10 protein-coding genes are annotated in these 10,773 nt (G+C 63.6%); 8 read left to right on the top strand and 2 right to left on the bottom strand.

Features of this window, described 5'->3' with window-relative positions; all coding sequences use genetic code 11:
* From VFJ08_RS05120 to VFJ08_RS05155, 8 genes are all read left to right on the top strand, one after another.
* Positions 1-385, top strand: a 385-nt coding sequence (locus VFJ08_RS05120; RefSeq protein WP_324995838.1) for a glycosyltransferase, incomplete at its 5' end; no start/stop codon positions are given.
* Positions 382-1,563 (top strand): glycosyltransferase family 4 protein, encoded by a 1,182-nt coding sequence (locus tag VFJ08_RS05125; RefSeq protein WP_324995841.1) that lies wholly within the window; start codon positions 382-384, stop codon positions 1,561-1,563. The genes VFJ08_RS05120 and VFJ08_RS05125, both read left to right, overlap by 4 nt.
* Complete coding sequence (locus VFJ08_RS05130; RefSeq protein WP_324995843.1) at positions 1,560-2,768, top strand: hypothetical protein; 1,209 nt, start codon at positions 1,560-1,562, stop codon at positions 2,766-2,768. Before VFJ08_RS05125 ends, VFJ08_RS05130 begins: the two co-directional genes overlap by 4 nt.
* Positions 2,765-3,919, top strand: coding sequence for a hypothetical protein (locus VFJ08_RS05135; protein ID WP_324995845.1), 1,155 nt, complete (start codon positions 2,765-2,767; stop codon positions 3,917-3,919). The genes VFJ08_RS05130 and VFJ08_RS05135 overlap by 4 nt, the downstream gene beginning before the upstream one ends.
* A 3-nt stretch (positions 3,920-3,922) precedes the next feature.
* Positions 3,923-5,335 (top strand): putative O-glycosylation ligase, exosortase A system-associated, encoded by a 1,413-nt coding sequence (locus tag VFJ08_RS05140; RefSeq protein ID WP_324995846.1) that lies wholly within the window; start codon positions 3,923-3,925, stop codon positions 5,333-5,335.
* Between the two features lie 54 nt (positions 5,336-5,389).
* On the top strand, positions 5,390-6,643 hold the full coding sequence (locus VFJ08_RS05145; protein WP_324995848.1) for a glycosyltransferase: 1,254 nt from the start codon (positions 5,390-5,392) through the stop codon (positions 6,641-6,643).
* 143 nt (positions 6,644-6,786) lie between these two features.
* Positions 6,787-7,689 carry a class I SAM-dependent methyltransferase gene (locus VFJ08_RS05150; RefSeq protein ID WP_324995850.1) on the top strand — a complete coding sequence of 301 codons (903 nt, stop codon included), beginning with the start codon at positions 6,787-6,789 and terminating at the stop codon, positions 7,687-7,689.
* Positions 7,690-7,704: 15 nt separating this feature from the next.
* A complete protein-coding gene (locus VFJ08_RS05155; protein WP_324995852.1) occupies positions 7,705-8,709 on the top strand; it encodes a phosphotransferase in 1,005 nt (334 codons plus the stop codon).
* A gap of 17 nt (positions 8,710-8,726) precedes the next feature.
* Here VFJ08_RS05155 and VFJ08_RS05160 read toward each other — a convergent pair whose 3' ends face one another.
* Positions 8,727-9,776, bottom strand: coding sequence for a glycosyltransferase family 2 protein (locus VFJ08_RS05160; RefSeq protein WP_324995854.1), 1,050 nt, complete (start codon positions 9,774-9,776; stop codon positions 8,727-8,729).
* Positions 9,777-9,819: 43 nt separating this feature from the next.
* On the bottom strand, positions 9,820-10,773 hold a 954-nt coding region (locus VFJ08_RS05165; protein WP_324995857.1), incomplete at its 5' end, for a glycosyltransferase family A protein.

Genomic DNA, 10,773 nt, shown 5'->3' on the forward strand with positions numbered 1-10,773 from the left:
GGAGAACCCGTACTCGTTCATGCGGCGCAGCGCGGCACTGGTGCTGTCCTCCCGCTGGGAGGCGTTGCCGACGGTGCTGATCGAAGCGATGGCCTGCGGCTGCGCGGTCGTCGCCACACCGGTGGGCGGTATTCCCGAAATCATGACCGGCCCGCCGGCCGGCCATCTGATGGCGGCGCGGGACGCCGATGCCATGCTGGAGGGCTGGCGCCGGCTCGAGTCGTCGGGCGAACTGGACGAGGCCGGCCGCGCGGCGCGCCGCGACTATGCCGAGCGCTTCGGCTGGGCGCCGACCACCCGTGGCCAGTTGGCGATTTTTTCGCATCTGACCGGCGTCGCGCTGGACGAAGAGGCGGCCGCTGCGCCGGTCGGTCACGGCCTATGAAGATCCTGTATCACCACCGCATCGGGTCCAAGGACGGCCAGTACGTCCATATTCAGGAGATGGTCGACGCGCTGCGGGCCGAGGGCCACGAGGTGTGCCTGGTTGGCCCCGAAGGCTTCGACGAGCGCGAGTTCGGCGGCGAATCGGGCCTGGTGTCGAAGCTCAAGGCGCGGATTCCGGCGTCGGTGTACGAGCTGCTAGAGCTGGGCTACAACGGCGTCGACTATGTACGACTGGCGCGGGCAATCCGCGTATTCGAGCCGGACGCGATCTACGAGCGCTACAACCTCTCGCTGCTGTCCGGCGTGCTCGCGCGGCGCCGATCGGGCGTGCCGTTGCTGCTGGAAATCAACGCGCCCCTGTTCGCCGAGCGCTCGGCCTACGGCGGGCTCAAGCTCGCCGGGCTGGCACGCTGGAGCGAGCAACGCGCCTGGCGGGCCGCCGATCACGTGTTCGCGGTCACGCGTGTGTTGGCCGACCGGGTCGTGGACGCCGGGGTCGCCGAATCGCGGATCACCGTCACGCCCAACGGCATCAATCACCGGCGCTTCGGCCCGAGCGCCGACGTGGCGGCCGCGAAGATCCGGCTCGGGCTTGGTGCCCAGACCACGGTGATCGGCTTTGTGGGGTTCGCGCGCGAGTGGCACGGGCTGGATGCCGCGATCGAGCTGCTCGCCGAATATCGCGAGGCGCGCGATCTGCATTTTCTGCTGGTCGGCGACGGGCCGGTTACCGAGGCGCTACGGCGTCAGGCCGAGGACGCGGGGGTGGCCGATCGCGTGACCGTGACCGGCGTGGTGGATCGCGATGCGGTGCAGAATTATGTCAACGCCTTCGACGTCGCCATGCTACCTAATGTGGTGGCCTATGCCTCGCCGCTGAAACTGTTCGAATACATGGCCTGCGGCAAGGCGATCATCGCGCCGGACCAGCCCAATCTCACCGAAATCCTGACCGACGGGCATGACGCGGTGCTGTTTGAACCGGGTTCGCGGCCGGCGTTCAAGACGGCCATGCGCCGCCTGATCGAAGACGACTCGTTGCGTGTCCGGCTGGCGGCGACGGCCCGCGATACGCTGGTACCGCGCGATTTGAGTTGGTCGGCCAACGCCCGGCGGGTGGCGTCGATCGCGGCCGATCTCGCCGGCGCCACGTCGGCCCGGCCCGGCGACGCATGAGCATGAGACGCCGGCGGGGCGTCCAGCGTGGCCGCGCGACTGCCGGTACGCCGGAAGCGGTGGTGGTCGGCGGCGGGCTCAACGCGCTTGGCGTGGCCCGCAGCCTGGGGCGTGAGCACGTTGCGGTACGGCTGCTTGCCGGCGCGCGCGATCTGCCGGCCGCGCGCAGCCGGTATGTCCGCCCGGTTTTCTATGATGCCGGTCGAGCGGAAAATGTGGTCGAGGCGCTTGCCGATCTGGCCCGCCGGGAGCCCGGCGCGCGCCGCCCGCTGATTCTGACCGAAGAAGAGAAAGTGGCGGCCGTTTCCGCTTACCGGGCGCGCCTCGACGCCGACTATATTTTGCAGTTGCCGGCCGCCGATACCGTCACGCGCTTGTTGCACAAGGACGGGTTTCGCGCGGCCGCGGAGGCCGGCGGACATGTCGTGCCGCGCACGCGACGCGTCCGGTCGGTCGTCGATCTGGACGCGCTGACGACTCTGGTGCCGCCGCTCGTGATCAAGCCGGCCGGCCGTCAGGCCGCGTTTCTGGCCCGTTTCCCGCGCGCCTCGAGGGTGGATTCGGTGGCCGAAGCGTGCGACACGTTGCAGCGTATGCTCGCCGTTTCCGACGATCTGGTGGTGCAGGAATGGGTCGACGGCGACGATTCGACGATCTATTTTTGCCTTCAGTGCGTGGCCGAGGGCGATAGGGCCCCGGTATCGTTTGTCGGGCGTAAACTGCGGGCCTGGCCGCGGCAGACCGGCGGCACGGCGCGCTGTATCGCCGCACCCGAGGCGGCCGAGTTGGCGGCGGTCACGACCCGCTTTTTTCGCGAGCAGGGCGTGATCGGCCTGGCCGGCATGGAATACAAATGGCGCGCCGCCACGCAGGAATACGTCATGATCGAGCCGACTGTCGGACGCACCGACCACCAGCAAGAAATCGCCACCCTGAATGGCGTCAATCTGCCCTGGGCGGCTTACCGGCAGGCGCTCGGCCTGGATGCGCCGCGCGCGATTTCCGTTAATCCGGTGCGCGTCTGGAAGGACCCGATGGCCGATGCCAATGCCGCGGCGCTCGGCCGGCGCATCGCGTTTCCCGGCCCGCGCGATGCGCGTGTCGTCGATGCGCTATGGCGCGCCGCCGATCCCGCGCCGGCGCTGCTCGACCTGCGCGATCGGGCGCGTGCGCGCCTGGCCCGCGCGGTGGGGCGCAGGACGTGATCGGCCCGGTTTGGCAACGCCTGCATCCGTACTGGATCGGCCATGAACTACAGCGCCTGACACATCGCGGGCGTCATCCTCCGGCGGACAGCGAAACGCATCTGCGCGCGGCCGCCGAATGGCTGGCGCATGCGCACGATGTCGGTCGTTACGGCGGCGTCCCGGCGTTCTACGATGTCGCGCGCAAGCGCTGGGAAGCGTCGTACCCGGAAACCACCGGCTACATCATCCCGACTTTCTACGCCTACGCCGACCACGCGGGGCAGCCCGATTATTTCGCGCGGGCCACCCGTATGGCGCATTGGGAATCCGATGTCCAGCTCGATAACGGGGCGGTTTGCGCCGGCACGCTGGCCGCGCCGCGGCGGGTACCGACTATCTTCAATACCGGCCAGGTTCTGTTCGGCTGGGCGGCGGCCTTCGAGCGCACCGGCGAGGCCCGTTTCGCGCAGTCGTTAGCGCGCGCGACCGACTGGCTGGTGGCGGTGCAGGACGACGATGGTGCCTGGCGGCGTTACGGCTCGCCGTTCGCCACCCATCCGCTCAACACCTACAACACGCGCACCGCGCTCGGCCTGCTGGAAGCCGCGCGCGCGCTTGGCGTGCCCCGCTATAGCGATGCCGCGCGCGCCAATCTCGAATGGGCGCTGACCCAGATGCGGCCCAACGGCTGGCTCGAGAACAACGATCTCGAGGACAACCGCCGCCCGCTGACCCATACTTTAGGCTATGCGCTGCAAGCCATGCTCGAAGCCGGCATGTGGCTGGGCGAGCCGCGTGTCGTCGACGCCGCCCGTCTCGGCTTGGGCCGGATCGCGCGCAGCCAACGTCGCGACGGCGGTCTGCCCGGCCGACTGGACGCGCAATGGCGAGCGGCCGCACCCTGGAGTTGTTTGACCGGCGATATGCAGATTGCTTATGCGTGGCTACAGCTGGCGCGGCTCGATCATGATCCGGCATGGACCGAGCGCGCACGGCGTGCGATCGAATTCGTGCAGTCAACCCAAGACATTGCCACAATGGAGACGACCCGGCGGGGCGCGGTCGCCGGCTCTTATCCCATGTCGGGTGGCTATATGCGTGCTCGTTATCCGAACTGGGCCGCCAAGTTTTTTATGGACGCCGCCATGCTGTCGATCGAGATAGGTTGAACAATGCGCGATCTGGCGCTTTTGCTGTTTGTGGTCGCTACGCTGCCGATGGCGTTCGTGCGTCCGATCATCGGCCTGCTGCTGTGGATGATGTTCAGCTACTTGAACCCGCACCGTATGACCTGGGGCTTTGCGGCCAGCTTTCCGTGGGTGATGATCGTCGCGCTGGCGACCCTGATCGCGCTGGCGATCCAGCCCCGGCAAAGACAGATGCCGCCGGTCAAGCCGCTGGTCGTGCTCATGACGCTGTTCTTGATCTGGACGGCGCTCAGTACCAGTCACGCGGTGCTTTCCGACCTCGCGTTCCAACGCTTTATGCAGTTCGTCAAAATGATGACGATGACTTACGTGACGCTCATGCTCGTGACCGATCGCGAGAAGCTGCAGTGGGTGATCTGGGTCATCGTCGCCTCGTTCGGGTTCTGGGGCGTAAAAGGCGGTGTGTTCACGCTGTTGACCGGTGGCAGCTATCACGTGATGGGCCCGGGGAGTAGTTTTTTCACCGATAACAACGCGTTCGCGTTGATTATGTGCATGACCATCCCGTTGATGCGTCATGTTCAGTTGCGGGCTACGCAACGTTGGATGCATAACCTGCTCTGGGTCGTGATGGGGTTCACGGCGCTCTCCGTGATCGGGACCTACTCGCGCGGCGGCATGTTGGCGCTGGCAATCACCGTGGGCATGCTGCTCATCAAGAGCCGGCGCCGTGGACTGCTTATTCTGCTAGTGCCCGCCGCGGCGCTCGCGATCGCCGCCGTCATGCCCGCGAAATATACCGCCCGCATCGAAACGATCAACAACTACCATCACGATGCTTCGGCACAAGGGCGAATCCAGTCCTGGAAGTTCGCCACTCATGTGGCGAAAGCGAATCCCTTGCTCGGCGGCGGTTTCGACGTCTGGGCGAGTGACCGGATGTGGCAGCAGTACGGGCCGATCGGCGCAACGCCGGGTCGCGCCATCCATAGCATCTTCTTTGAAGTTCTGGGCGAGCAGGGTTTCGTGGGTCTAGGGCTGTACGTTGCGTTGCTGTTGGTCGGCTACATGAGTCTCGCGCGCGTGCGTAAAAGGGCCCGGGCGCAGCCGGGCATCGGCGACTTGGCCGATTTGGCCAGTATGATACAGGTCAGTTTAATTGCCTATGCCGCTGCCGGGGCGTTATTGCCACTCGCCTACATCGACTTTTTCTATCAACTGCTGGCCGTCACCGTTGTCATACAGGTACTGGCGCAGCGGGAGATATCGGCCGCCGATCGGCGCGCGACAAACAAGAAAGCGCCCGCCGCTGCCGCCGATAGCCATGCATCGGGCCACGCACCGGCGGGTTCCAGGGGTAAGCGGCGCCGGCCGCGAAAACTTAGTGCCAGGCCAAACGGGGGGATCAAGGGTGCACAGGATCTGCCGCCATGGTAAGCCGCGCCCGCGCCTTGGCGTGATGTGCGGTGCTCGAAACAAGCAGGATATGGCATGCGGCATGTCCTGATGGTGGCGTTTCATTATCCGCCGTTGGCGGGTTCGCCCGGAGCGCTGCGCGCTCGGGCGTTCGTGTCCTATTTGCCGCGCTCGGGCTGGCAACCTCATGTATTGGCGCCTTGCACGCGTGCATACGCTGAAACGGAGTGCGAAGCGGCGGTGCCGCCGGAAGGGTCGATCCACCGCAGTTGGGCGCTGGATGCGCGCCGCCACCTCGGCTGGAGGGGCCGCTATCCGGAGCTTGCCGCCGTGCCGGATCGATGGGCGTCCTGGGCGCCGTCGGCCGTTATAGCCGGTTTGTCGATCATCCGTCGTTATCCGATCGAAGCCATCTGGTCGACCTATCCGATCGCCACCAGCCACTTGATCGCGGCCACGCTGGCGCGCTTGAGCGGTTTGCCGTGGGTTGCCGAATTTCGTGATCCGGTCGCCCCGGAAGCAAGCCCCCGGATGCAGTGTTGGGCCCAGCGGGCCATCGAGCGTCGCGCGATCAAAGGGGCGACACGCTCCGTGTTTGTGACTCCGGGCGCGTTGGCGGACTGCCGATCGCGGTTCGGCGACTTCGGCGATCGTTTCGCGCTGATTCCCAACGGTTACGACGACGCGCTGGAGCCGGTTTACGCCACCGAAGAGGCAAGCCGCCGCCCAAACGATCCGGTTCGGCTGGTACACAGCGGGCATCTGTATCGGCATGGACGAAACCCGGACGCGCTGTTAAAAGCGGTCGCCTTGCTCAAGGCGCAGGGGCGAATCGATGCGGGTCGGTTGCGCATCATTTTCCGGAATAGTCAGGAGGACGCGTTCTACCAGCGGCAGATCGACGACTTGAACCTGTCGGATATTATTTCCCTCGAGCCGCGGATTCCGCACGCTCAGGCCTTGCGCGAGCAGCGCTCGGCCAACGGTCTGCTGTTACTTCAGGGGCCCGAATTCAATCGTCAAATACCCGCCAAGCTGTTCGAATATTTGAGGGCGCGCAAGCCGGTGTTGGCGCTGGTCGACAACGGCGGCGATACGGCGGCACTGCTCGACGAATTGGGAGGCGCGTTGCGTGTCGCCTCGGACGATGCCGAGCGCATCGCCGAAGCCCTGTCGATGTTCGTACACGAATTATACGATGGCCGACACGCGGATACCGGCCGCTGGGCGGTCGATGAAATGGCTTTGGCACGCTTTTCCCGCGCTCGGCAAACCGAAACGCTCGCTGCACTTTTATGCCAGGCCACGGCCGCGGGTAAAGCCGATTGAGGAGGGGCTGAAAAACCGCGGCGTCGTCGGCCCGGGTTGCGCCTAGCCGAAATGAGCGGTGCGCCTCGCCCGAGGCCGGGAGCTGCGCGTTGGTGACATGTTCATGATATTTTAGTTACCGATTCATGACACCGGCGAGTTCGATGGCGCACTCCGAAACGACCGCCCATTCGTTTCGACGCATGGCGGAAAATGACGCCGAGGCGTCGCAGCAATACGTATTTTCCGACAATCGTTACACGGGGCTGATGGAGTTCCTGGCTGATCGCATCGATCTGCCGCAGGCTCGCGTGCTTGATCTCGGTTGCGGGGCCGGCGTGGTGACAAGAGGTTTGGCCGGGTCGGCGCAAAAAGCGATCGGCATTGACGGCAACGGCGACAACGTCGCGCTGGCCCGGCGCTATGCCGACGAACAAGGCCTCGACAACATCGAATTCATGCACGCCTCGGCCGACGATCTTCCTCTGGAAAGCCGTTCGCTCGATCTCGTGTTGCTCAACGGCGTGCTCGAGTGGGTCGGGGTGAACGGCGAAGGCGTCGACCCGCGCCAAAAGCAGATCAAGGTGTTGCGCGAGGTGCTGCGCGTGCTTCGTCCGGGCGGCGTGCTTTACGTCGGCATCGAGAATCGTTTTCATCCGGGAACGCTCTGGCGCGATCCGCATACCCAGATGACGCTGGTGAATGCGCTGCCACGTCGGATGGCCAATGTCTGGGCCCGGCGCTACGGCGCATCGCGTTATCAGACCTATATATACGGCCACCGCAAAAGTGCGGCGCTGCTGCGCGAGGCGGGTTTCAGCCGCGTGGATAAATTCGTGCCGTTTCCGAGCTATCAGTTCCCGGTCGCTTTTATACGGCTGGGATCACGCGCACAGACATTGGCCGATGTGGATGCAATCGATGTCGAGCGCGTGAGAGGCGTCATGCGTGACAGCGGCCGCGCGGATGATATTGAGGCGGCGGTACGCGCGGTACGCCAACGCGCGCTTCTCGGTGTACTCGGGCTGGTGGCACACGACCACGCGTTCATCGCCACCAAGCGATAATCCGGGAGAGAGTGGATGGCCACGTTGGGTGCGCTGCCGGAAATCGTTGAAAGCGTTCTGGATGCGCGAATCGACGAATTCCAATGGCTTGGACACGACGATCGGCTTTATTCCGCGGTTTATCCACTGAATGTCGTGATCGATGGCCAAACCCGGCCCTTGGTCGTCAAGACCTGGTCGAACGACGCGACCTATCGGGTACAAATCGATGCGCTTTTTGAGGCGCGCCGCGTTTTTGCGGGGGGCGACGGCGTGAACATCCCGTTTGTCGCCTGCGATGCGCAAAGCCGAATGCTGGTCATGGAGCGCGTGCCCGACCCGTCTATCGAATCGCTCGCGCACTGCGAGTCGAGCCTGCGCGGACTGAACTTCCATCGGTGGAAACGTCGGCTGGAACAAGCCTGCTTTAGCGCGGGGCAGTGGTTGCGGCGCTGGCATACACACAACGCCCACGATGCCCGGATTGACGATTTGCTCGGGCAATACGTCGAGGACCGCCACGCCCAACTCGATCTTTTACCCCCGAATGAACGAAGGGCGTTGCTCGATCTCGTATCCGGGCTCGGCCGGGGGCCGGTTGCTGCCGTCCACGGCGATTTTACCCCGTGGAATGTCTTATGGTCTCCGGATCGTTTAACGATGCTGGATTTCGGGGTCAACGGGTGGCCGCATATGACGCCCGCATGGGATTTTTGCACCATGAAGACCGGTCTGGCCACCGAGTTGTTGTTTGCGACACGCAGTCCGGCGCGCTGGCTCAAACGGCTCGCCCGCGGTCCGATAAGCGCCTTCGAGCACGGCTACGGCCGGATCGATTGCGAACCGGCGGCGTTGGATGCCTGTGCCGTGGTGCGTCATCTAAATTTGTATGCCGCGGATATCGAGAGCGGGCCGGCGCTACGCAAACGTGCCGCATGGCACCGGGCTTCGATTCGAAAGCTGCTAACGCCCCACACGCAACATGATTCGCGTCCGTCGTCCTCGGATGGCCTCGCGCACGGCGCCGGTACGCCTCGATAGACGAGTGGTGGTGGTCGCTAATGCGTTCCGGCGCGCCTGCGCGACCGGAATCCGCTGAAACGGTCGATCGCCCAGCGTTTAAACGCGCCCGTATCGTGTAGCAGCCAGTGCGCCAAACGATTGTGGCCATGTCGATACAGTAGACTGCCGGCTGCCATTTTATATCCATACTGCCGGCGGACGATGTCCGCTCGTATCGAGTCATGATCGGCGAACTCGGACATCATCCTCGCTATATATTGCTGCCGCGTTTTCCGGTCTGAAATACGACGAGCGCGGTGGAGTACGCCGGGGATGAATATCTCGACGGTAAGGAATCGAGCTTCCCAATCTTGTCCAAAGCGGGATTTCATGGGTGCGATGCGACCGCTTGCTTCGCCTTCGTGAATACGGGCCAGACAGCGATAAGCGGCCACGGGTAGATCGTAAATTCGCTTGGAATCGGTCGAATTCATGATCGAGGCATCGCGGTCGCGGCGGTAGTTGTATAACACGGCGTCAAGCGTGGCGGGCGCGTTCGCGCGTACGAACAGATACGGTACCAGGGCGAGATCTTCGTACCAGATGCCCCGATCGAATCGGGCGCCGTCGAATAGCCGGCGGCTAAAGAGTTTATTGCAGGCCGAGTTGGTCATTTTCCATAAATCCGCCGAGCAATGGTTAGGTTGCCGAAAATCGCCGTAGACTTCATAAAATCCAAAAACCACCAAATCGGCCGCGGGGTTTTCTTCAAGCGTCGCGTTCAGCCGGGTTAGCGTATCCGGCTCGAGCCAATCGTCGCCGTCGACGAACAGAATATACGCGCCGCGGGCGCGCTCGATCCCCGTGTTACGCGCGGCGCTCAGGCCGCCGTTGGGTTGGTCTATAACCGTCAGTCTCGGATCATGCAGATAGGCGCCGATACGGGCTCGCGTGTTATCGGTCGACCCGTCGTTAACGACGATGATTTCGCAATCGCGCATTTCGTCGATCAAGAGCGATCTTAAACAATCGTCGATCCATTCCTCGACGTTGTACGCGGCGACGAGAATACTAAAGCGCGGATGATTCGTTACCGGTTCGGCCATATCAATATTCGAAAACTGACGATCTTCCTTTGATTTTCGTCTGCTAGCCTACACCGCCGGAAAAGCGTCGCTTGAGGCGGCCCAGCCGGTGTAGCAACCAGTCGCCGCTGGCAAACGCGCCTCGTTCATAGCAGGCCGCTGCGATCGCGATCTTGTAACTGAAATCGCGCGCCAGCAGTCGTTTATCCGGCACGTTCGCCGGCAGGCGCGAAAAAAATTCGGAAGCGAAAGCACGCCGCTCGCGGGCGCTGGGCAGCTTACGCGGCCAGCCGACCAGGGCCGGCACGAACACGTCGGTCGTGTAAAAACGGCTTTTCCAATCGGCGCCCAAGCGCTGCCCAAGAAGCGATGGCTCGTGCGCGAAATCGGCCTCGATACGATCGACGCAGCGCGATGCGGCGGTAAGCAACTCGAAGAAACGATGCGTATCGGAGGAATTCATGATCGAGCCCGAGCGACAATTGCGATAGTTATACAGGGCGCCGTCGATACGCTCGATTTGTTCCGCCCGCGCCACCCACGGCCGCACACGAGCCATATCCTCATAGAAGATATCGGTGTCGAAGCGCCGATCGCCGATGAGCGATCGCGCATAGACCTTGTTCCATGCGGCGTTTCTGCAGGTCCAGAAGCCGGGGCCGCAAAACTGGCGGACTTTATGTTTGTCATCGACATCGAAGTAATCGAATACGAACAAGTCGGCGTCCGGGGCCGCATCAATCGCATCCAGGCAAGTATCGAGCGCGCCGTCGGAAAGCCAGTCGTCGCCGTCCACGAACAGGATGAAGCGCCCGCGGGCCTGTTCTATACCCGAGTTACGGGCGGCTCCCAGGCCTGCGTTGTTTTGATGAACGCTATGAAATCTCGGGTCGTGATCGTAACCATCGATAATCCGGGCCGTGGCGTCGGTGGAACCGTCGTTGACGACGATGACCTCGAAATCCTCCCGCTGGTTAGCCAGCAACGAGTCCAGGCAGGCGGCGATATAGCCCTCTAT

Source organism: Salinisphaera sp. (assembly GCF_035690525.1).
Taxonomy (GTDB): domain Bacteria; phylum Pseudomonadota; class Gammaproteobacteria; order Nevskiales; family Salinisphaeraceae; genus Salinisphaera.

Excerpts from the sequence above, each read along its gene's own strand:
- VFJ08_RS05125 (WP_324995841.1), top strand. The coding sequence starts at position 382 with ATGAAGATCCTGTATCACCACCGCATCGGGTCCAAGGACGGCCAGTAC.
- VFJ08_RS05130 (WP_324995843.1), top strand. The coding sequence starts at position 1,560 with ATGAGCATGAGACGCCGGCGGGGCGTCCAGCGTGGCCGCGCGACTGCC.
- VFJ08_RS05140 (WP_324995846.1), top strand. The coding sequence starts at position 3,923 with ATGCGCGATCTGGCGCTTTTGCTGTTTGTGGTCGCTACGCTGCCGATG.
- VFJ08_RS05145 (WP_324995848.1), top strand. The coding sequence starts at position 5,390 with ATGCGGCATGTCCTGATGGTGGCGTTTCATTATCCGCCGTTGGCGGGT.
- VFJ08_RS05150 (WP_324995850.1), top strand. The coding sequence starts at position 6,787 with ATGGCGCACTCCGAAACGACCGCCCATTCGTTTCGACGCATGGCGGAA.
- VFJ08_RS05155 (WP_324995852.1), top strand. The coding sequence starts at position 7,705 with ATGGCCACGTTGGGTGCGCTGCCGGAAATCGTTGAAAGCGTTCTGGAT.
- VFJ08_RS05160 (WP_324995854.1), bottom strand. The coding sequence starts at position 9,776 with ATGGCCGAACCGGTAACGAATCATCCGCGCTTTAGTATTCTCGTCGCC.